Here is a 23,224-nt window from a genome sequence, read left to right as displayed (position 1 = left end):
AACAGCCCCTCTATATATAGAAATGGCTGTTTTCTTTCTATTTAAATTTGCCATAAATCAACATGGGAGGTAGAAACTCCAACTGCCCCAGCATCTAAAGCTAGTTCAACCTCTTTTTTGGTTGTCACTAATCCACCTACAATAATTGGTATATCTGTTTTAACCTGAATTTGTTTAAGCACATCAGTCATTAATCCTGGCATAACTTCTATAAAATCAGGCTGAACTCTTTTTATTTGTTTCAAATTTTGTTCCAATGCTAAGCTATCTAATAAAAATATTCGTTGAATTGCTAGTAATTTATTTTTTTTAGATAGTTCAATAATATTTCCTCTTGTCGATAAAATACCATCCGGCTTAATCTCATGAATTAAAAATTCCAAACCATACTCATCTGACTTTAATCCTTTTATCAAATCAAAATGAATTAATATCTTTTTATTCGCTTGTTTACAATATTTTACTAAGTGACGAAGTTGTGAAAGTCGAGTATCTAAAATGATGATCCAATCAGATTTCGTCTCCAATCCTTTTTCAAAGTGTTTCATCCTTCGAATTGCCGGTATTATTCCAGTAGGTATCTCCATCCCAATCCAGCTCCTTCATCTTGAAATAACTTCAATTCAATAATGCTTCTATTAAGTAAAAAGAGACGATATTACTAAAAAAGTAAGTCTCATCTCTTTTTATAATATAACATTATTTAAATACTCTTGTAGCTTCTACAGCTTTTTTCCAACCATCATATAATTTACTGCGTTTTTCGGTTGGACATTCGCTTGTAAATGTTTGCTCAATATTCCATTGCTCAGCTATTTCATCTTGATCTTTCCAATATCCAACAGCCAAACCAGCTAAATAAGCCGCTCCTAATGCTGTTGTTTCTTGTACCACAGGGCGTTCCACTGGAACATTAAGCATGTCACTTTGAAATTGCATTAAAAAATCATTTCTAACTGCACCACCGTCTACCCGCAATGTCTTTAAATCAATCTTTGAATCAGTAATCATTGCGTTTAGGACATCCTTTGTTTGATAAGCAAGTGATTCAAGTGTTGCACGTATTAAATGCTCTTTTTTCGTTCCTCGTGTTAATCCAAGTATAGACCCACGTGCATCACTATCCCAATAAGGAGTACCTAAACCAACAAATGCTGGCACAACATAGACCCCTTCTGTCGAATCAACGGTTGTTGCATATTTCTCACTCTCTGGAGCAGTATTAATAATTTTTAGTCCGTCCCTCAGCCATTGTACTGCCGATCCTGCTACAAAAATACTCCCTTCTAACGCATATTCTACTTTACCATTTAAACCCCATGCTAAGGTCGTAAGTAAACCATTATCAGATGATACACCCTTTTCTCCAGTATTCATTAACATAAAGCATCCGGTACCATATGTGTTTTTAGCCATTCCTTCTTCAAAACAAGCCTGACCAAATAAAGCGGCTTGTTGATCTCCAGCAATTCCTGCAATCGGAATTTCATAGCCAAAAAAGTGATAGTCAACGGTTGTTGCATACACTTCTGAAGATTGTCTTACTTCTGGCAGCATCGTTTTAGGTACATTTAAAATATCAAGCAGCGCATCATCCCATTCTAAATCGTAAATATTAAACATCAGTGTTCTTGAAGCGTTGGAATAGTCCGTAACGTGGGCTTTGCCTCCAGATAACTTATAAACAAGCCATGTATCAATGGTTCCAAATAAAAGTTCATTATTTTCGGCCTTTGCTCTTGCACCCTCCACATTATCCAAAATCCATTTCACTTTTGTACCTGAAAAATACGGATCAAGAAGAAGCCCCGTCTTTTTCCTGAATATGTCATTATATCCTTCTCCACGCAATTGCTTACAAATCTCTTCCGTTTGACGTGATTGCCAGACAATCGCCTTGTAAATTGGCTTTCCAGTATTTTTATCCCATACGACAGCAGTTTCACGCTGATTACTTATTCCAATACCTTCTATCTGGATAGGACTTATATCAGCAATTCTTAATACTTCCGATATACATGCTAGGACAGATGTCCATATTTCATTTGCATCATGTTCCACCCAACCTGGTTTTGGAAAAAATTGTTCAAATTCCCGTTGCCCGGTAGCTACAATTTGCCCTTTGTGATTAAAAAGAATTGCTCTTGAACTTGTTGTCCCTTGATCTATCGATAAAATATACTTCTCATCCATTTTCATGTCCTCCTTATGAAATCTTTTGACTCGTTCTTCCCTCTACCATTTTAGCATTTTTTAACTCTTTCACTGTTGCAACAATGATTAATAAACCAAGAAATATACTTAATACCCAAAAAAGACCTGAAATTTCTTGTTGAAAGGCTGCTTGATAAAATACCGCTCCATATGTTCCTCCAATAATTGGACCTATAACAGGGATCCAACTATAGCTCCAATCTGAGCCTCCTTTCCCCGGAATCGGCAACAATGCATGTGTGATTCTTGGCCCCAGATCACGTGCAGGATTAATAGCGTAACCGGTTGCTCCTCCAAGAGACATACCTATCACAACAATAAGCAATCCTACTACTAACGGATTTAAACCTTCAGAAAACGTATTTGCACCAATAAACAATAACCCAAGCAAGAGAACAAATGTACCAATTATTTCACTTAGCAAATTAGAAACGTAACTTCTTACCTTAACTGACTCACCTGGTGCAGTTGAAAAAATAGCAAGTTTAGCTCCTTTATCTTTTGTTTCATTCCAGTGAGGTAAATAATTTAAAAAGACAATCGCAGCACCAATCATAGCGCCAATCATTTGTGCAGTAATGTATGTTGGCACCTTGCTCCAAGGGAATTCTCCAATAACAGCAAATCCAAGTGTAACAGCAGGATTAATATGTGCCTCCGATGCTGTTCCGGATACATAAACTCCCATTACCACTCCGAGACCCCATCCAATGGTAATGACAATCCAACCTGCCCCTTCTGCTTTAGACCACTTTAACAAAACTCCGCCAACGACGCCAACTCCACAGATAATCAAGACCATTGTGCCTAAAAGTTCAGCCATAAACTCAGTCAAGTTCAACCACTCCTATCTTTTTAAGAAATTGTATATAAAAAAGTTAATATTCCGTATTTTACAAAATACAAAAGACCCACATTGGCTTGGCGATGTGTAAATTACTAATATATACACAACACTGCAATGTAGGTCTCTTATCTCAACACATTGTTTAAATATTAACTTACTTTTTATATTAACCGATCATGAAAGCGTTGTCAAGTAAAATTTATTTCTTATCCTGAGACCGGTTTATGACTTACTCTTTTGATCGAATTGACTTAATTTTTCTCTTTATTTTTAGCTAATTTTTCACGATCCTTAATTCCTGGAGGCTGTTCCAGCCAGCTATACTTTATCATAATATCAGCTCCACTTTTAGCTAGTCGCATCACTTCAAATGATAGCCGTTCATAATTGACCATTAAATCACTTCGTTGACTCGCTGAAGCAGCGGTAGAATAATTACCAGTTCCTGAAGAAATGATTAAATTCATATGAAACATTATTAACTTATCGGAAAACGTTGGGGTTGTTGAATTACTGATTGTTACATTCGGTACTTGAGGAACATCAACGTTATCTTTCATAAGCGTATCTACAAAAATTTTCATATGTTTTTGTGAAATCTCTTTTCCACGGAGCATGTAATCTTGCACATCTTTGTTTGTAGAAGTTTGAGCAAAAGCCAAGCATAATTTTGCACCTACTGCATTTGTTAATATGTTCATATATAAATGTGAAATTTCTACCGCATTGACAGGCCGTTTATCACTAAATGGATTTAAACCACTTAAATATTTTTTGCTATCTACATAATCTGTATGCTTCGGAGTTTCAATAAATGGATGCCTAGCGCTAATTCCTTTATAAAGGGCAAGTTTAAGTGATTCATTATAGGTATTATTCGTTTCGGTTAACCCGATTGAAAAAAAGTCGCAAATATCTTCGCGGTTGCTCATGGAAATAAAACCACTATAAGCGATCATCCCTACTTTTGCCATATGATTGACATAAGTTAAACAAAATGTATCTGAAAAGAGCCACGAAGCATTCATGTTTACATCTTTTTCTGTAAATCCATTTGGAATAGCATACTGCTCATTTTCAAAAATAGACGCTAAATCCTCCATACTTTTACTTGCATTATTATACGTTTTTTGAATGATTGGTTTTATGTCCTGATCTTCAATATATTTAAGCATAAATTTTAAAATGTATTTCGACATACTGTTATTCATATATGCAGTCCATAGTGAAGCTATTTCTCCAGATGTTAAACGAACCTTCCGATCATGCATTATAAACCCTCCTATAAAAATATAAGGATAGACTTATTATTAATTAAAAAACAAATTTTATGTATATATTGTGAATGTACCTAACATGTATCAGGCAATCTTTTTCAATATATTTTTCGTAGCTTTTAACTTCAAAAAACCGTGAATTTAACACATTATGATGTACTATATTTCACGGTTCCTTTTATATTTGGGACAGCTTCCTTTAATTTTACAAAACAGACTTCATCATTTAAATTTCAAACTAAACAACCTCAATAATCCCATTTAATATCTGCTTTATCTCGTCTTTTTCGACTCGCAAAGTGAGCATTGCAACATATGAAATTTACAATTACACCGCTGTTCACTTTCAGACTAGCTATACTTTTTTAATTACCATCAAAGTAGCTATTGGAGTTATACTGATTGGTTGTTGTCCAGGGGATACGGTATCTAATGTCATGGCATTTTTAGCAAAGGAAAATACAGCTCTTTCTGTTCAGTAACTGCTGTCGTCAACTTTACTTGCGCCAATTTTAACACCTGCGTTAACCTTGTGCTGGTAAATGGCTTCCTGGTGTTAATGGAAGTCATCAATGGATATAAAACATACTGCTTAATGATAAACGGGCTGCCACTTAAAGTCACGAGTATTGTAATAAATACAACAGATCACTATATTTTGCCAGTTGAATGCATCAAAAAGCGGGTATCCGCTTATATCGATCATATTAAACAAATCAATCCTGTCATCAATGCAATGGTAGAAGACCGATTTACAAAAGCTTTAGATGAGGCTCTTGAAATGGACAGTCAAACAGAAAATACATGTAAAGGCACACTGTTTGCAATATAACTTGTTATTTCTCCTATCTTAATTTTATTAGCGATCGCTGCGGCATCCATATCTAGTTTGGACACCGGTGCAGAAGTAGCGCTAGCGCTCATTTGCTCAGCCTCTTTTGCAATGCTATTTTTTAGTTAATTTCACAAGTAAATTGAACGTTGTATTTTTCTCGCAATATATCCCTCCATTAATACATTCACTGGTATATGAGATGGAACGAAGAAAACCCTTGCCTGTAAAAAGAAAAGGGTTTTTCTTTGTAATTATTTACTTTTCAAAAAATTCAACATCTTTTTATCTTCATAAATATCATGGTAATTTCTATTATTAGAAACTATGTCGTTCTCTTCTGTATCGCCTAGCCTAATTTCATTGTAAAAACATTTTTTCGCATTTATAATCTCCTTCCTTGTGAAAATGACTTTTTTAATAAACATAGCCACTTGTTAAAATTGTATAGAACATTCAGAAACAACTTAAAATGTGTTAACGTAATTTAGAGAGACTTTCGTATTATGAAGCAGATAAAACATACAGAGCCCAATACTTTTGCTCATCTATACATTTATAAATTAATTCCTTTTCCACAGAATTATCCCATCAATATATCAATCTTAATAGCTTGTTAAATACTGCTCCCTCTCCCATGGGTGTACAGTAGTGCGGAACATATCCCACTCTATTTTTTTTGTGGCAAGAAAATTTTTGTAGAGATGATCACCTAAAGCACTCCGAATTACCTCATCTTTCTTTAATTCCTTTAAAGCGTCCATTAAGGTAGTCGGTAAATGTTTAACACCATTTGCTTCGCGCTCCGCTTCATTCATATCATAAATATTGCAATCCACAGATTCTGGCGGTGTTAGTTTATGATTAATTCCATCCAACCCAGCACCGAGTAGGACGGCTACAGCCATATAAGGATTCGCTGTCGGATCAACACTTCTTAATTCTACTCTAGTACTTATCCCTCTTGAGAAAGGGATACGAACAAGAGGACTGCGGTTATGTGCAGACCAAGCGATATAACTAGGTGCTTCATATCCTGGGACAAGTCGCTTATATGAATTTACAGTAGGATTTGTGACAGCTGTATAGTTTGCTGCATGTCTTATTAATCCTGCTGTAAATTGATAAGCTTTTTCACTGAGTTGCATATCTCCGTCTTGATCGAAAAAAATATTTTGGTCACTCTGAAATAAAGACATATTTACATGCATCCCTGATCCTTGTACTCCAAACAGAGGTTTAGGCATGAATGTAGCATGGAGCCCATGCTTTCTGGCAATTGTTTTTACTACAAGCTTGAATGTTTGTATATCGTCGCAATGCCTAATGGCATCTGAAAATTTAAAATCAATCTCATGCTGTCCGGGAGCGCCTTCATGATGTGAAGCTTCGATTTCAAATCCCATTTCTTCTAATTCAAGAACAATATCACGTCGGCAATTTTCTCCCATATCCGTTGGGGCTAAGTCAAAATAACCACCACGATCATTTAGTTCTAACGAAGGATCTCCTTTTTCATCAAGTTTAAATAAGAAAAACTCTGGTTCCGTACCTATGTTAAACGCAGTAAAACCTGCCTCCTCCATTTTTTTAAGATTTCGTTTTAAATTATAACGCGGGCACCCTTCAAAAGGAGTTCCGTCTGTATTATAAATATCACAAATAAACCGTGCTACTTTTCCCTTATCAGAAGTCCATGGGAATACAACAAATGAATCTAAATCCGGATGTAAATACATATCTGATTCTTCGATGCGCACAAAGCCTTCTATAGAGGATCCATCAAACATCATTTTATTCTCTAATGCTTTATCCAACTGTCCAAGAGGTATTTCAACATTTTTGATGGTGCCAAGCATATCCGTAAATTGCAAGCGTATAAATCGTACATTTTCTTCTTCGATTTGTTTCATAATATCTTCTTTTGTCAATCTCGAACCCATTGTTTTCCTCCTAATAATCCAACTATTTAGTATATACCCTGTTTACGTTTTAAAAAACCTTTATCAATCAGCTTTTTTACAGATTCAGTTAAGGCTATCTTCACATGTGCGTAGGTTAATCCCCCTTGTACAAACGCCATATAAGGCGGTTTAATCGGTCCATCTGCTGTCAATTCTATACTTGCACCTTGAATGAATGTTCCTGCTGCCATAATTACTTCATCATCATAGCCGGGCATTTCACTCGGATACGGCATAACAAATGAGTCAACAGGCGAATTTTCTTGAATTGCTTGACAAAAGGCAATCATTTGATCGCGGTCGTTAAACGTTACAGACTGAATTAGATCCGTACGCTCCGCTTGATAATGTGGTGTTGTTGTAAAACCAACCAATTCCAATAATCGAGCTGTGAAGACTGCTCCTTTTAATGCTTCACCTACAATATGCGGAGCTAAAAAGAAGCCTTGATACATTTCCTGCAGCATATTTAAAGTAGCTCCTGTTTCTTTGCCTAAACCTGGTGCTGTTAACCGGTTTGCACAATAATCAACTAGTTCTTCCCTGCCAACAATGTATCCCCCAGCACGGACGATTCCTCCACCTGGATTTTTTATTAACGAACCTGCAATAATATCTGCTCCAATATGTGAAGGTTCCTTTTCCTCCACAAATTCACCGTAGCAATTGTCAACAAAGACGATTAAATCTTGACTTATTTCTTTAATAAAGGTGATCATTTCCTCCATTTCTTGAATTGTAAATGAAGGTCTGTCATCATACCCTTTTGAACGTTGTATCCCTATCACTTTTGTCTTGGATGAAATTGCTTCTTTTATTCTCAGATAATCGATGCTTCCATCCGGATTAAGATCTACTTCATTATAATGGATTTGATAATCCTTTAACGACCCTGCACTATTCCCACGTTTACCAATTACCTCTTCTAACGTATCATAAGGTTTACCAGTAATATAAACGAGTTCATCCCCTGGTCTTAGTAATCCAAATAATGCAGTAGAAATCGCATGTGTTCCCGAGACTATTTGCGGTCTAACAAGTGCAGCTTCACCTCCAAACACTTCCGCATAGACGGCTTCCAAGCCATCTCGTCCCATATCATCATAGCCATAACCACTTGTCGAACTCAAATGACCTTCGCTGATTCGATTGTTTTTAAAGGCTTCTAGGACGCTACGTTGATTTGCTTCCACAATTTTATTGATATGTTGGTATTCCCGCTCACAATCTACTTCTGCCTGCTTTACTAGTTGCTCAATCATTTCAATTAATGCTCCTTTATTAAACTTTGCAACGGATGTTCTTGTTGCATATATCCTTGTATGACGTATTTATTTTTTTTATCATCAAATGTTTTATTCGTAATAATGGTTTCATATTCCAATCGATGAAGCATTTTTCCCTCATCAGGGTTTAAGTTTATCATATAACGATCCCATTCTGCTTTTAACATTGATTCTATTTTCAACAATAAATGATGGATATCTTCTCGGTCATATGTACTAATAAATAGATAAGGATGATTTATCGGTATTACATCCTTATCAAGCAAATCCTTTTTATTATAAACAGTTAGTCTTGGAATGGTATTAGCATGAAGGTCTTCCAACAATTCTATTACTGTTTGTTGATGCTGATCCAATTCAGGATGAGAGCTATCAACAATATGTAATATAAAGTCCGCTTCCGAAACTTCCTCTAATGTAGACTTGAACGATGCGATTAAAGTTGTCGGCAAGTCTTGTAAAAAGCCTACTGTATCAGTAATCAGTGTATGAAATCCAGCTGGTAATTGAATTTCTCTTGTTAGTGGATCTAATGTTGCAAACAGCTGATTTTCCTCTAAGGAATGACTATTGGTTAACCGATTAAATAATGTAGATTTTCCAGCATTTGTATAACCTACAATAGCAATTTGAAACGCATCATTTGTTTTTCTTCGTTTGCGATATTGCTCTCGTTGACGGACGACAAGTTTTAAACGCCTTTTTATATCATGTATCCTTTTTCTTATATGACGTTGATCTGTTTCTAGTTTTGTTTCACCAGGCCCTCTAGTCCCTATCCCTCCTCCAAGACGAGACATAGCCAGCCCCTGCCCATGGAGCCTAGGTAATAAATATTCTAACTGTGCTAGTTCTACCTGAAGCTTCCCTTCTTTTGTTTTAGCTCGTTGTGCAAAAATATCTAAAATTAACTGGCTGCGATCAATAATGGGAATTCCCAATTTATTGCCTAAATTTCTTAATTGTCCTGCTGAAAGTTCATCATTTGATATTACTAAATCAATTTCTAACATATCGATATATTGTTTGATCTCATTAACTTTTCCTTCTCCAATATAAGTAGCAGGGTGGATGCGGTTGCGATTTTGTTTCATAATTTTTTCAACCGTTCCACCTGCCGTTTTACTTAACGAAATTAATTCTTCTAAGGAGGATTCAAATCGCTTTTCTTTTTGATTTGGTTGTTTCACTGCTATGATCAATATTTTTTCATCTGCCATATTTTAATACCTCTTTCTATACTTGCCTATACACAGTATTCCCCTATTGTGGCTATTTTCATCATAGCAAAAAAGGTATTTAACTACAAAAACAACAGTCAAACAATTATTCCTCAAAATGAAAATCGACTTCGTGTAACCTTACTAGCTCATCAGCAGAGATTTTGTTTTTGGATATTAACCTTACCGCATGCATACGAATAGCATGCTCTATGACATTACGAACATATCTCGCATTGGAAAAATTACGCTGATTTTCTTGTATTTGCTTCACTAGCTGTGCCCGTAACTTCCATTCAGCTTCTTTCGATAATTGGTACTCCCTTTCAGTAACCATTTGCTTTGCAATTTTTAATAACTGGCTAACATCATAATTTTTAAAATCCAATATAAAAGGAAATCTTGATTTCAAACCTGGGTTTAATAATAAAAATCGTTCCATTTCATTAGGATATCCTGCAAGGATTAAAACAAAATCATTATGATTATCTTCCATATGTTTTACGAGTGTATCGATTGCTTCCTTGCCAAAATCCTTCTCACCGCCACGGGCAAGCGAGTATGCTTCATCAATAAATAAAATACCACCCATCGCTTTTTGTATAATAGATCTTGTTTTCTGCGCGGTTTGACCAATATATTCTCCAACTAGATCTGCTCTTTCCGCTTCAATAAAATGACCTTTTGATAAAATATTCATATCAAAATACATTTTCGCTAATTTCCGTGCAACCGTTGTTTTACCCGTACCTGGATTTCCTTTAAAAAGCATATGAAGCACCTGCTTTGAACAGGTTAACCCCATTTGCCTTCGTTTGTCATTAATAACTACCGTTGCATATATTTCTTTTATTGTTCTTTTTAATTTTTCCATCCCTACAAATGATGAAAAATCTTGGTCTATATGATCAAATGGATTGTTTTCAACATAATAGGAATTGGTACTACATTCTGATTGAACATCTTTATGATCCTGGAGAATAATATTGATCTGCCCATTTTTATTACGAACCAATTGTGTATTCAATCCATCACCCCTTAGTCATTTTTATTATACGTTATATGTAAGAAGTTGTGACAAACGCCTAAGTATTATTTTTCCTAAAAGTACGTGTCCTCTAACTATAAGAAAAACGGACACCGATAAAAGTGTCCGCCATCGTTATTCTTCTTTATCCAGAGTTACATTTTTAATTGGTGCAAATGTTGAAATAGCATGCTTATAAATCAACTGCTGTTTGCCATCTGTTTCTAATAAAATAGTGAAATTATCAAAGGCCTTCAATACGCCCCGTAATTGAAATCCATTTGTTAAAAAGATGGTAACTGGAATGTGGTTCTTTCTTATTTGATTTAAATAATGGTCCTGAATATTTACAGACTGAGCCATCGTATTCCTCCTCTTTTCTGTCTATACGTGCGCAGGAATGCACGGTTAATATTCCGTATATATAATTTCTACTTTTCTTTTAATAATCCTGCAAGATCTTTTAAAATTGTTTGAAAACTTTCATCGATTGAACAAGGCGCAATGGTATACCAATGAATGTCCATTTTATTTTTAAACCAAGTATATTGTCTTTTTGCATATCTCCTTGAATTCCGTTTTAATAATTCAATCGCTCTGTCAAGATCCTGTTCTCCCTTAAAGTAAGGCAAGAATTCCTTATAACCTATTGCCTTCATGGACTGGCAATTTTCAAGTCCTTGCTCATATAAACTTTTTACTTCCTTTAATAAACCCTTCTCCATCATAAGATCAATTCGTTTATTTATGCGATTATATAAAAGAGAACGATCCATTTCTAACCCAATAAATAGGACCTTATAAGGTGATTCTGAATTTTGATTTTGTTGATAAGCTGTCATTGTTGTACCGGTTGTTTCATAGATTTCTAGTGCGCGAATGACACGACGATGATTATTTGGATGAATTTTTGCTGCCTGTTCGGGATCAATTTCCTTTAGGCGTTCAAATAATGGATTAATTCCTTCCTTATTCACATATTTCTCTAACTGTTCTGTTATTTGTTGATCTCTTTTATGATTAGAAAAGTTATAATTGTAGAGTGCTGCTTGAATGTATAGGCCACTGCCACCCACAATAATAGGTATTTTTTGATGAGATGCAATTTTCTTAATCGATGCTTGTACATCTCTTTGAAAGTCTGCCACGGAATACGCTTCACTTGGCTCCTTTGTATCAATCATATAATGGGATATTCCCTGCATTTCCTCTTTGGTAACTTTGGCTGTACCTATATCCATGTTTTTATACACTTGCATGGAATCCCCACTAATAATTTCGCCATTAAATTTTTTGGCAACTTCTATACTTAGCTTTGTTTTTCCTATCGCTGTTGGACCAACAATTGCAATTACAGTTTGCTTCATTCGTATTCCCCTAATTACATTCTTTATTCATATGCCTGGTATGCTGTTAACATCCAAACATATTTCTCCAGTTTGGCTTGAATGGAAATAAGCAAATCAAGCGTAGGTTCATCATTTTGTTCTTCTGCAAGGGGCATCCCTTCATCACGTACTTCTCTGATGATTTGTTTATAATCTTCTTTTAATTTGCTTATCATCTCATTCTCTTTGTCGTCTGCATTTGCCTCTTCTAATGTTGCTTCTTTTAAGTATTTCACCATCGTTGCTAATGGCTTGCCATCGATCATTAAAATACGTTCTGCTACTTCATCTAGGTCAGAAGCAAATTCATTGTACATTTCTTCAAATTTCTCATGTAACTGAAAAAAATGCCTACCTTGTACAAACCAATGATAACGATGCAGCTTTACATACATTACAAATTGATTTGACAGTAATTGATTTAAAAAATTTACAAGTTTTTGGTTTTCCATATGAATAACACACCTCGCCTTTTTTCATAGTTTCTGCAAAGCTTGATGGATTTATACATAATTACATTACACGTTTAAACATTTTTTCAAGCTCATAGGAAGAAAAGTGAACAATGATTGGTCTCCCATGCGGGCAAGTAAATGGGTCTGTCGTTTGACGTAAATCTTCTAGTAAGCGAAACATATCATCCTTGTTCAAGTGATGATTTGCTTTAATGGAACGTTTACAGGCCATTAATGCAGCTGCATCATCTCTTATTAATTCTATATTAATTTTTTCATTTTGCATAATTTGCTCAACCATTTCCCGAATAATATCCTCTTCAAAACCGGACGGAAACCACGTAGGATGAGAACGTATGATATAGGTTTGGTTACCAAATTCCTCAAAAAATAAACCAACTTCCTCTAGGTCCTTTTTATATCGATCAATAAAAATCGATTCCTGTTTTGAAAAATCAAATGTCAGTGGTATTAATAATTCTTGTGACTCTTTCATTGCATTTCCTAGCTTTTCTTTATAATATTCATATTTAATGCGCTCTTGGGCAGCATGTTGGTCAATCATATATAAACCATTTTCATTTTGTGCTAATAGGTAAGTTCCCTGTAATTGACCTATTGGATACATAGGAGGAATACGATCACGAACCTTAACAGATTGATTTATAGGCTGATTTATTTCTTGCTGCGGTATTGATCGTGGTTCATCAAACGTCTCAGTTGGCTGTTCAATAAATGTTTCATCCGGTTTATCGATAGACGGTTCAACATATATTTCCGGTTGTTTTTCATTTATATTCTCATTTTGGAGGACAGACCCCGTATTCATTCTTTCTTCGTGCTTCCAGTTATCCTTCCTCGTTGGTGAGTGATCAAACTGAAATGTGTGCTGAAAAGATTCATTCTTTGGCTTCTCTTGCTTTGTTATTTCTGGAATTAATGTAGTTTCTCGAAATTTACTCTTAATGGTCTCTTCAATGATCGAAAAGAGTTCCTTTTCCTTACTAAAACGAACTTCAAGTTTTGTTGGATGCACATTGACATCTACTAAGATAGGATCCATTTGAATAGCTATTACAACAATCGGAAAACGGCCAATTGGAAGCAACGTATGATATGCTCGAATGATCGCTTGATTTAATACGTAACTTTTAATATAACGTCCATTAATGATTGTTGATATATAAGATTTAGATGCTCTCGTTACTTCCGGCTTCGCTATATATCCTTTAATTGAAAAATCGAGTGATTCACTTTCAATCGGCAACATTTTTTTGGCTGTTTCCATTCCATATACTTGAGCCACTACATGTAATAAATCTCCTGTACCAGCTGTTTTAAATAATGTTTTATCATTATGGATAACTTCAAAACGTATTTGTGGATGTGATAGTGCTAATCGATTGATCAAATCGGTAATATGGCCTAACTCCGTGTGAATGGTTTTCATATATTTTAATCTTGCTGGAGTGTTGTAAAATAAATCTTCTACTGAAATCTCTGTACCTTTACGAGCATCACTTTTTTGTTTCTCTTTTACTTTGCCGCCTTCTAATTTTAGGAGCGTTCCAGCTGCATCGCCTTGGGAAGTCTTTATCGTTAGCTTGCTGACAGAAGAAATACTTGCTAATGCTTCTCCTCGAAAGCCTAATGTCCTGACATGAAAAAGATCTGCATCATTCTTAATCTTACTCGTTGCATGTCTTAGAAAAGCCGTTTCACAGTCCTCTTCTGACATACCTTCTCCATTATCAATTACCTTTATTTGTTGCAATCCTGCTTCTACAATTTCTATTTTAATCCAGGTGCTATCCGCGTCAATACTATTTTCAACCAATTCTTTCACAACGGAAGCTGGTCTCTCCACTACTTCTCCAGCCGCAATTTTATTAGCAAGTGAATCCGGCAGTTGGAATATGTTCATTCAAAAAATCCTTTCATTTACGTCTTGGTAGCTTCTTTTTGCAAGCGATACAGTTCATTCAATGCTTCTAATGGGGTCATTTCTAACAAATTTAAATGCCTTAAATCACTGATCAATTTTTCATTCTTTGGCCTTTTCTCTTTATCAATACTTTGCTCCTCAACAAAAAAAGCTAATTGTGCCGATTCAATTTCATCCGTATTTGATGATGATTGAGTATTGTTTTCCAGATGCTCAAGAATTTCATTCGCCCTGTATATTAAATCATTTGGTAAATCTGCTAATTTTGCTACATGAATACCATAGCTTTTATCCGCAGCACCTTCTTTTATTTGGTGCAAGAAGACCACATTGTCCTCATATTCTTCGGCTCGGACATGGATGTTTTTTAATTTTTTTAACGATTCTTCTAAAGACGTTAATTCATGATAATGGGTAGAAAAGAGTGTTTTAGCGTGAATATAATCATGAATATACTCTACAATTGCTTGTGCTAAAGCCATCCCATCGTACGTGCTTGTTCCACGGCCAATTTCATCCAATAAAATAAGGCTTTTATCGGTAGCATTAGCAATAGCATGATTCGCTTCAAGCATTTCCACCATAAACGTACTTTGTCCGGAAACTAAATCATCAGCAGCTCCAATACGGGTGAAAATCTGATCAAAAATAATTAAATCAGCCTTATCACACGGCACAAAACACCCTATTTGTCCCATAATAGCGATTAATGCCACCTGTCGCATGTAAGTACTTTTTCCAGACATATTCGGTCCGGTTATTAATAAAATATTTTTATCTTGATCTAAAGAAACATCATTCGGAACAAAGGATCCATCTTTCATTACCTGTTCGACAACTGGGTGTCTTCCGTTTGTAATGACTAAGTTCTTCTCTACAAATTGAGGACGCTTATAGTTATTCGCTTCACTTACTGTGGCGAAAGCCTGTAGAACATCAATTTCACTGACAACCTCTGCTAATTGTTGTATATCAGCTATATGTTCTTTCATTTGCTCACGTATGTTTAAAAATATCTGATACTCTAGTTCTACACTTTTTTCCTCAGCCTCCAATATAAGCTGTTCCTTCTCTTTTAATTCAGGGGTAATGTATCGCTCAGCGTTTGTTAATGTTTGCTTGCGTTCATACCTTCCTTCCGGTAATAAATGCAAATTTGCTTTAGTAACTTCGATATAGTATCCAAACACACGGTTAAAGCCTATTTTTAGCGATTTAATTTTTGTTTCTTCTTTTTCCTTTTTTTCTAATGCTGCGATCCATTGCTTTCCATTCTTACTTGCATCTCTATATTGATCCAGCTTTTCGTTATATCCATCCTTAATGATCGAACCTTCTTTAATAGATACTGGCGGATCATTTACTAAACTTGATTCTAATAATATAAGTACATTTTCAGGTAAGACTAGTTTATTGTTTAAATCTACTATTTGTTCCCGTCCAAATTGATTTAAAATAGATTTTAACTCAGGAATTTTGGATAATGACTGTTTTAACTGAATAAGATCACGTGCATTCACATTTCCAAAAGCAATTCTTCCAGTAAGCCGTTCTAAATCGTAAACGGATTTTAATGTTTCTCGTAAAGTATCCCTTTCCATAAAGCTTTGATAAAAACCCTCGACGATTTCAAGTCTGTTCTCAATTGCTTTTTTGTTTAATAATGGGCGTTCCAGCCACTTTTTAAGCATTCTTGAGCCCATTGCTGTCACTGATTGATCAAGAACCCATAATAAACTGCCATGTTTTCCTTTTTTAATAATCGTTTCTGTCAGTTCAAGATTGCGCTTGGAATACATATCAAGGGCTAAGTAGTCATTTAAATGAATGATTTCAGCTTCTTGTAAATGGTCCAGTGAACGTTTTTGAGTTTCTTTTATGTAATTTAATAATCGGCTAAATGCTTCCAATAAGCGTTCATCATTATTAAGATTACCGCATAAGTTTCGAAATTCACCGTTAAATTTCACATCATCTTGATAGGACAATGTTACGTTAAGCTTATCTTTCAATTGCCTTTGTGCTTCTTCTTTAAGATCAGAAGATATGACAATTTCTCTTATTGGCTGGTTAAATAACTCATGAATGACACCGTCCCATCCATTATTTACAACAGCTAGTCTGTTTTCACCTGTTGATAAATCATTATAAGCGATAACATAGGTTCCGTCCTGAAAATGGGATAGACTGGCAATATAATTGTTTTCACGTTCGTTAAGCATGTTTGATTCCATTACAGTTCCCGGTGTTATAAGCTGGACAACTTCCCTTTTCACTACACCCTTGGCTGTCTTTGGATCTTCTACTTGTTCACAAATTGCAATTTTATATCCTTTTTCTACTAATGATTTTATGTAAGTTGTAGCAGCGTGATATGGTACACCACACATAGGAATTGGTTCTTTTTGACCTGAATCCCGTTTTGTAAGCGTTATCTCCAATTCCCTTGCAGCAATAATTGCATCATCATAAAACATTTCATAAAAATCGCCCAGACGAAAGAATAAAAAGGCATCTTTATGTTCTGATTTTATTTTTAAATACTGTTCCATCATTGGTGTATGTTTTGACATGCTTAAAGTCCTCCATAAAACGAATATATTGTCGATTATAACATAAAAAGAAAAAAGGAAGCGACTTAAATGAGGCAACATAGAGCTTTATAAAAACCAAAAAAATTACGAGAGAAAGTTCCCTCGTAATTTTCTTAGTCTCTTCTCCCGCCAATAAAATGCGGATTAACATCATCAAGTTCATCTTCTGTTAATTCGTAATCCCACTCATCATCCTCGTACTTCCGATGATATCCATGCGGATCCACTTTAACCCAAATTTTTGTCTCGCCAATCACTTGCACAAGGAATTCCCGTTCAACTTCTACCTCAATCTTATGCCCTTTTTTAGCAATTTTACACTCTAAACAATTTGGCTGTTGTACAACCTTCGCAATTACTTCATAATCATCATTTAGGCAATTATCATCCTTTACTGATAACGGCACATAATCGCAATAGGTAATTCTTTCCGTAACTACTTCCGTTTTTGTATTATCATTGTACGAATACCAAATATTTATGTCATAACTTCCATTAATTTCTACTGTGTCCTCTGATTTTTTCTTAGCATTATACAAATGATTAATTACCCAGCAACCAAGTATACTTGACGGTTGATGTGATGGCGAAATGGAATGGGTTGCTTTTGTAAACTTTTTTCCCTTTCCAATTACCGCTTTCGTAATGACTTCTCTATATTCTTTATCGTGGAAACTCATATTATGCTTACCTCCTCTTTTGTCATAGTCATTTTATGCAAGACAAATACCTAAAGTGCATAAATGATTCCATGAAAACAGAAAGAAGGTATACTTTTTAATATTAATACTGGTTTTCGGCTTCAAACAAAAGAAAAACCAAGTCAGAAGTTCCTTTCCCGACTCGGCTTTTCAATTTATATCTATTTAAATGGAGAAATCACTGACCACAAGCCGAACTATTTTGTTTCTTGGATCCTGTTTCACCCGCAAGAATGTCTCCACCTGTAGATTCAATTACTTCGTTCGTTACTTCCCTTGCAATTGTACCTGTAACAAGTTGTAATACATCGTTCACCACTAATTGTGTTTCCTTAAATTCTTGTACTACTGGGATTGCATCAATTTCAGCCTGGAGACGATCAAGTTCTGTCTCTACTCTTTTTAATGCTTCTGTTTTTTCATATGCTTGAAAGTTAACTGCTTGTTTTTGTAATGCTTTTATTTTTTTAATAAGACTTTGAACTTTTTTGTTTTCGTTAATCTTCGCTTCCACTTGTTTAAAACGGTCAATTTCTTCCGTGTTTGCGAGCATATTTGCTAGCTTTTTAGCTTCGTCTAAAATTTCTTTCCTTGTATATTCAGCCATTGTGATTCACCTCTACTGTATTTTCTACCATAATACCATCTAAAGACCATGTTTTGGCTTCCGTTATTTTCACATCAACAATTTGACCTATTGATGACTTAGGGCCTTTGAAGTTTACCAGTTTATTTCTTTCCGTATAGCCAGCAAGTACATCTGGGTTATTTTTGCTTTCCCCTTCCACTAGCACTTTTACTACTTTATCTTTATAGGCTTTCATCGCCTCTGCTGACTGTTTGTTTACAAGATCGTTTAAACGGTATAGACGTTGCTTTTTCACTTCCATTGGAACATCATCTTTTTTGCGAGCTGCAGGTGTCCCTTCACGAGGTGAATATATAAATGTATATGCCGACTCAAAACCGACCTCTTCAACAAGAGACAATGTTTCTTCAAATTGCTCTTCTGTTTCATTCGGAAAACCAACAATAATATCTGTTGTAAGTGTTGCATTGGGCATTGCTTTACGTATTTTTGACACCAATTCTAGATAAGATTCCCTTGTATACTTGCGATTCATGCGTTTAAGCACTTCACTGCTGCCAGATTGAACAGGTAGGTGAATATGATCAAGTAAATTACCACCTTGAGCAAGCACTTCAATTAAACGATCATCAAAATCTCTTGGATGTGAGGTTGTAAAACGAACCCTTGGAATATCTATTTTATGAATATCATTCATAAGGTCACCCAGACCATACGTAATATCCCCAAAATCTTTTCCATAAGCATTCACATTTTGACCGAGTAACGTAATTTCTTTATACCCTTGTGCAGCTAGATGACGTACTTCTTGAATTATATCTTTTGGCCTGCGGCTCCGCTCTTTTCCGCGCGTCATAGGAACAATACAATACGTACAGAATTTATCACATCCATACATAATATTCACCCATGCTTTTATCTTACCGTGGCGCACTTTCGGAAGGTTTTCAATAATATCTCCTTCTTTAGACCACACTTCAACAACATTCGCTTCTTTACTAAACATTGATTCCTTAATTAACTGCGGTAGTCTATGAATGTTATGTGTACCAAATATTAAATCGACATGCTGATGTTTTTGCATAATCCGATTAACTACCGATTCTTCTTGTGACATACAACCACATACACCTAAAATTAGGTCTGGTTTTTCCAGTTTAAGCGGTTTTAAATGGCCTATTTCACCAAATACCTTATTTTCAGCATTCTCTCTTATTGCACAAGTATTTAATAAGATAATGTCGGCTTCCTTTGTGTCTGATGTTGACTCATATCCCATTTCGGTTAAGATTCCTGCCATCACTTCCGTATCATGTTCATTCATTTGGCAGCCATAGGTACGGATAAGAAATTTTTTCCCGTTACCGATGTTTTTTATATCTTCTGGAATTTGAAAATTATAATGAACATTTATTTCATCACGTCCACGTTTGCGTGCCTTATTAAGATTCGGCGGTTCATAGGTTGTTTCGAAATATTTCGCGAAATCTTCACTCGTTTTTTCTTTTAATGGTTTGTCCTGACCGGATTTTCTGTCCGCGGCATCTCCTTGAATGATTTGCGACATTTCTTTTCGCTGTTGCTCATTCATACATGAAACTCCTTTCTTTATCTAAAACTTACATTCACCTTCAATTCAATATACATTAATACAGTATAAAGCTTATCCAACAATTTAACAATACATGACTTACACAGCCTAAATAAAGGTACTAAATTTGTCATAAACCAAAATTAAAATGAGGCTATCTCTAAAGAGACCGATTCCTTCTGTTGCGGGAAACGACTCTTTTTTTGAGATAGCCTCATTTAGATTGACTTACCTAGGTTCTACAATTAATTTAATTGCAGTACGTTCATCATTATCAATCATAATATCGGTAAAAGCTGGAATACAAATTAAATCAACTCCACTAGGTGCTACGAACCCTCTCGCAATAGCTACCGCTTTAACAGATTGGTTTATTGCACCCGCTCCAATTGCTTGGATTTCTGCTGATCCACGCTCACGTAGAACATTTGCAAGTGCACCTGCGACTGAATTAGGATTTGATTTTGCTGAAACTTTTAATATGTCCATTACTAGTTCCTCCTTCATTTGCTAATGTAGTTCTACTGCTACTATATTCTTGGAGATGATGGCTTATTACCTAATTATGCATCAATAATTCTAAAAATTCAAATAGTAAACATCAACTAAAAAAAGGATGATCGTCGTTAATTAATATGCGTTCTATTTTTTTGGTATTCCCAGTATTTTTATCAATAGTAACTAAACAACCATTTAATTGGGCTCTTCCCTTTTTATCGACTTCAAAACGCACGGGTAAACTAGTCAAAAACCGCTTCATTACTGCTTCTTTTTCAACACCTAATATTGCATCATAAGGTCCGGTCATTCCAACATCTGTTATATAGCCTGTACCTTTTGGCAAAATACGCTCATCTGCAGTTTGCACATGTGTATGTGTTCCAACCATTGCACTTATACGCCCATCAACATACATTCCCATTGCTTGTTTTTCACTTGTTGCTTCAGCATGAAAATCGAGAAAAATGATATTTGTTCGCTTTCTTGCTTCCTTGATGATTTCATCAGCTTTACGGAAGGGATCGTCCAATGGGTCGAGAAAACTGCGGCCTTGTATATTAATAACTGCCACTTCCGTTCCGTTTACATTAATAAAAACGCTCCCCTTACCAGGAGTATCTTGTGGAAAATTAGCTGGGCGAACCATGTACTTTGCATCTTCTATAAACTCAAAGATTTCTTTTTTTGCCCATGTATGATTTCCCAATGTCACTACTTGGGCACCATGTTCAAGAAATTCTTTATATATTTTTTCTGTAATACCTTTTCCTGCAGCGGCATTCTCTCCATTAATAATGGTAATGTTTGGACGGTACTTTTCCTTTAATTTCGGTAAGTAATCATGCACCATATCTCTGCCCGGAGAACCTACTACATCTCCAATAAATAAAATTTTCATTTTGTTAATCACCCTATTTCATTGATTACTCATAGTGTTTCATAAGGAATTTACATTGTCAAAATCCTGCCTTAAAAATAAAAAGCGGTACAATGACCGCTTTTTAAGAAAATTAAATCTTTATTTTGCATATTCAACTGATCTAGTTTCTCGAATGACTGTTATCTTTATATGACCTGGGTAGTTGAGCTCGTTCTCGATCCGTTTTCGAATGTCTCTAGCAACACGAACAGATTCAATATCATCGATTTCATCAGGCTTTACAATAATTCTGATTTCTCTTCCAGCCTGAATAGCAAATGATTTTTCGACTCCTGAGAAAGATTCTGAAATTTCCTCAAGTTTTTCTAAACGTTTAATGTAGTTTTCCAGCGTCTCACTTCTTGCTCCAGGTCTAGCAGCAGATAATGCATCAGCTGCAGCAACTAAAACAGAAATAATAGAAGTAGCCTCTTCATCACCATGGTGGGAAGCAATTGAATTAATTACCACTTCCGGTTCTTTATATTTTATTGCTAACTCTTTACCTATTTCTACGTGGCTACCTTCTACTTCGTGATCAATTGCTTTACCAATATCATGAAGTAAACCAGCTCTTCTTGCTAATTTTTCATCTTCGCCTAGTTCAGCAGCAAGCAAACCAGCAAGGTAGGCGACCTCTGTAGAATGCTTTAACACATTTTGACCATAGCTTGTACGATATTTTAGACGGCCAAGAATTTTAATCATATCTGGATGTAGACCATGTATTCCAATTTCGAACGTCGTTTCCTCACCAACTTCACGTATATACTCATCAACTTCACGTCTAGCTTTATCCACCATTTCTTCGATTCTTGCTGGATGAATTCTGCCATCTTGGACGAGTTTTTCAAGTGCAATACGTGCTGTCTCTCTACGTATTGGATCAAAACCGGACAAAATCACCGCTTCCGGTGTATCGTCAATGATTAAATCAATACCTGTTAACGTCTCCAACGTCCTTATATTACGACCTTCACGACCAATAATACGACCTTTCATCTCATCATTGGGAAGATTCACAACAGATACAGTTGTTTCAGCTACGTGATCTGCAGCACAGCGTTGTAAGGCTAATGAAAGAATATTTTTTGCCTTTTTATCAGCTTCTTCCTTGGCATGATTTTCCGCTTCTTTAATCATTAGAGCGGCATCATGTGAAACTTCTTTTTCAATCTTATCTAAAATAACCTGTTTTGCTTGGTCAGCTGTATATCCTGAAATGCGTTCAAGCTCAGTTTGCTGCTTCTGTAACATAGCTTCCACTTTGCTTTCCATTTCTTCAATTTGTTGTTGTTTTTCTGCTAGTGATTGCTCCTTTTCTTCTAACATTAATTCACGCTTATCAAGCATTTCACTTTTTCTATCTAGACTTTCTTCTTTTTGCATCAGACGATTTTCTTGCTTTTGTATTTCTAGTCGTCGTTCACGTAATTCTTCTTCTGACTGCTGACGAAGTTGATGATTTTCATCCTTCGCTTCAAGAAGTGCCTCTTTTTTAGCGGCATCTGCATTTCGACGTGCTTCTTCAGTTATTTGTTTTGCTAAAGTTTCTGCACTGGAAATCTTAGCTTCTGCAATAGATTTACGAATCAGATAACCAACAACAATACCGACGATTAGGATTAAGGCAAGCAAAATGGAGATGATTAAAGGATTGTCCATGATTTCACCTCCTATTGCTATAAAATTTTCACTTCATTATTGTCGGCATGTACCATATTCAAATGAAAAAAATAGTAAATGTATAATAGGAAATATAAAATTATACATATTAATTTTAATTGTCCATAAACCCAATGTCAAGGAAACGTCACAAGTTCTCATTCAATGAAAATACTTTTTCATATTATACAGCAAAAAACCTCTGCTGA

At 35.4% G+C, this 23,224-nt stretch carries 21 protein-coding genes; 2 read left to right on the top strand and 19 right to left on the bottom strand.

The window, feature by feature from the left end:
• Positions 1–41: 41 nt before the first annotated feature.
• From J2Z81_RS01065 to J2Z81_RS01050, 4 genes are all read right to left on the bottom strand, one after another.
• Positions 42–587, bottom strand: a complete 546-nt coding sequence (locus J2Z81_RS01065) for a glycerol-3-phosphate responsive antiterminator (protein ID WP_226370535.1) — start codon at positions 585–587, stop codon at positions 42–44.
• A 112-nt stretch (positions 588–699) separates the two neighbouring features.
• Positions 700–2,193 carry a glycerol kinase GlpK gene (gene glpK, locus J2Z81_RS01060; RefSeq protein WP_029270390.1) on the bottom strand — a complete coding sequence of 498 codons (1,494 nt, stop codon included), beginning with the start codon at positions 2,191–2,193 and terminating at the stop codon, positions 700–702.
• A 13-nt stretch (positions 2,194–2,206) separates the two neighbouring features.
• Positions 2,207–3,049, bottom strand: coding sequence for an MIP/aquaporin family protein (locus J2Z81_RS01055; RefSeq protein ID WP_029270392.1), 843 nt, complete (start codon positions 3,047–3,049; stop codon positions 2,207–2,209).
• A gap of 263 nt (positions 3,050–3,312) precedes the next feature.
• Complete coding sequence (locus J2Z81_RS01050) at positions 3,313–4,332, bottom strand: DUF3231 family protein (protein ID WP_226370534.1); 1,020 nt, start codon at positions 4,330–4,332, stop codon at positions 3,313–3,315.
• Between the two features lie 305 nt (positions 4,333–4,637).
• On the opposite strand from J2Z81_RS01050, the gene J2Z81_RS16135 reads away from it, so the two are divergent.
• Both J2Z81_RS16135 and J2Z81_RS01040 read left to right on the top strand, forming a co-directional pair.
• Positions 4,638–4,820, top strand: coding sequence for a hypothetical protein (locus J2Z81_RS16135; protein ID WP_390337565.1), 183 nt, complete (start codon positions 4,638–4,640; stop codon positions 4,818–4,820).
• Positions 4,821–4,897: 77 nt separating this feature from the next.
• On the top strand, positions 4,898–5,170 hold the full coding sequence (locus J2Z81_RS01040) for a hypothetical protein (RefSeq protein WP_198020942.1): 273 nt from the start codon (positions 4,898–4,900) through the stop codon (positions 5,168–5,170).
• A 605-nt stretch (positions 5,171–5,775) separates the two neighbouring features.
• Here the strand turns inward: J2Z81_RS01040 and glnA are convergent.
• From glnA to rny, 15 genes are all read right to left on the bottom strand, one after another.
• Entirely contained in the window at positions 5,776–7,113 is a 1,338-nt protein-coding gene (gene glnA / locus J2Z81_RS01035) for a type I glutamate--ammonia ligase (protein WP_029270398.1), read from the bottom strand.
• A 26-nt stretch (positions 7,114–7,139) separates the two neighbouring features.
• Positions 7,140–8,396 carry a methionine gamma-lyase family protein gene (locus J2Z81_RS01030; RefSeq protein ID WP_226370533.1) on the bottom strand — a complete coding sequence of 419 codons (1,257 nt, stop codon included), beginning with the start codon at positions 8,394–8,396 and terminating at the stop codon, positions 7,140–7,142.
• A 5-nt stretch (positions 8,397–8,401) separates the two neighbouring features.
• Positions 8,402–9,640 carry a GTPase HflX gene (hflX, locus tag J2Z81_RS01025; protein ID WP_226370532.1) on the bottom strand — a complete coding sequence of 413 codons (1,239 nt, stop codon included), beginning with the start codon at positions 9,638–9,640 and terminating at the stop codon, positions 8,402–8,404.
• A gap of 106 nt (positions 9,641–9,746) precedes the next feature.
• Positions 9,747–10,667, bottom strand: coding sequence for a stage V sporulation protein K (gene spoVK, locus J2Z81_RS01020; protein WP_029270404.1), 921 nt, complete (start codon positions 10,665–10,667; stop codon positions 9,747–9,749).
• Between the two features lie 135 nt (positions 10,668–10,802).
• On the bottom strand, positions 10,803–11,030 hold the full coding sequence (gene hfq, locus J2Z81_RS01015) for an RNA chaperone Hfq (RefSeq protein ID WP_029270406.1): 228 nt from the start codon (positions 11,028–11,030) through the stop codon (positions 10,803–10,805).
• A gap of 68 nt (positions 11,031–11,098) precedes the next feature.
• Positions 11,099–12,034 (bottom strand): tRNA (adenosine(37)-N6)-dimethylallyltransferase MiaA, encoded by a 936-nt coding sequence (gene miaA / locus J2Z81_RS01010; protein WP_226370531.1) that lies wholly within the window; start codon positions 12,032–12,034, stop codon positions 11,099–11,101.
• A gap of 23 nt (positions 12,035–12,057) precedes the next feature.
• On the bottom strand, positions 12,058–12,507 hold the full coding sequence (locus J2Z81_RS01005) for a Dps family protein (RefSeq protein WP_029270410.1): 450 nt from the start codon (positions 12,505–12,507) through the stop codon (positions 12,058–12,060).
• A gap of 61 nt (positions 12,508–12,568) precedes the next feature.
• A complete protein-coding gene (mutL, locus tag J2Z81_RS01000; RefSeq protein ID WP_226370530.1) occupies positions 12,569–14,434 on the bottom strand; it encodes a DNA mismatch repair endonuclease MutL in 1,866 nt (621 codons plus the stop codon).
• A 17-nt stretch (positions 14,435–14,451) separates the two neighbouring features.
• A complete protein-coding gene (mutS, locus tag J2Z81_RS00995) occupies positions 14,452–17,028 on the bottom strand; it encodes a DNA mismatch repair protein MutS (RefSeq protein ID WP_226370529.1) in 2,577 nt (858 codons plus the stop codon).
• A 134-nt stretch (positions 17,029–17,162) separates the two neighbouring features.
• Entirely contained in the window at positions 17,163–17,729 is a 567-nt protein-coding gene (gene cotE, locus J2Z81_RS00990) for an outer spore coat protein CotE (protein ID WP_029270416.1), read from the bottom strand.
• A 199-nt stretch (positions 17,730–17,928) separates the two neighbouring features.
• A complete protein-coding gene (locus tag J2Z81_RS00985) occupies positions 17,929–18,357 on the bottom strand; it encodes a RicAFT regulatory complex protein RicA family protein (RefSeq protein WP_029270418.1) in 429 nt (142 codons plus the stop codon).
• Positions 18,350–19,930, bottom strand: coding sequence for a tRNA (N6-isopentenyl adenosine(37)-C2)-methylthiotransferase MiaB (miaB, locus tag J2Z81_RS00980; protein WP_029270420.1), 1,581 nt, complete (start codon positions 19,928–19,930; stop codon positions 18,350–18,352). The genes J2Z81_RS00985 and miaB overlap by 8 nt, the downstream gene beginning before the upstream one ends.
• Positions 19,931–20,158: 228 nt before the next feature.
• Positions 20,159–20,419: a stage V sporulation protein S gene (locus J2Z81_RS00975; protein ID WP_029270422.1), complete on the bottom strand. Its 261-nt coding sequence runs from the start codon at positions 20,417–20,419 to the stop codon at positions 20,159–20,161.
• 112 nt (positions 20,420–20,531) lie between these two features.
• Positions 20,532–21,329 carry a TIGR00282 family metallophosphoesterase gene (locus J2Z81_RS00970; protein ID WP_029270424.1) on the bottom strand — a complete coding sequence of 266 codons (798 nt, stop codon included), beginning with the start codon at positions 21,327–21,329 and terminating at the stop codon, positions 20,532–20,534.
• 120 nt (positions 21,330–21,449) lie between these two features.
• A complete protein-coding gene (gene rny / locus J2Z81_RS00965; protein WP_029270426.1) occupies positions 21,450–23,015 on the bottom strand; it encodes a ribonuclease Y in 1,566 nt (521 codons plus the stop codon).
• Between the last annotated feature and the right edge of the window lie 209 nt (positions 23,016–23,224).

Source organism: Virgibacillus alimentarius (genome assembly GCF_017874635.1).
GTDB classification, from domain to species: domain Bacteria; phylum Bacillota; class Bacilli; order Bacillales; family Amphibacillaceae; genus Virgibacillus_B; species Virgibacillus_B alimentarius.
Note: the sequence above shows the minus strand (reverse complement) of the source record. Positions and strands in the feature narration are given on the sequence as shown.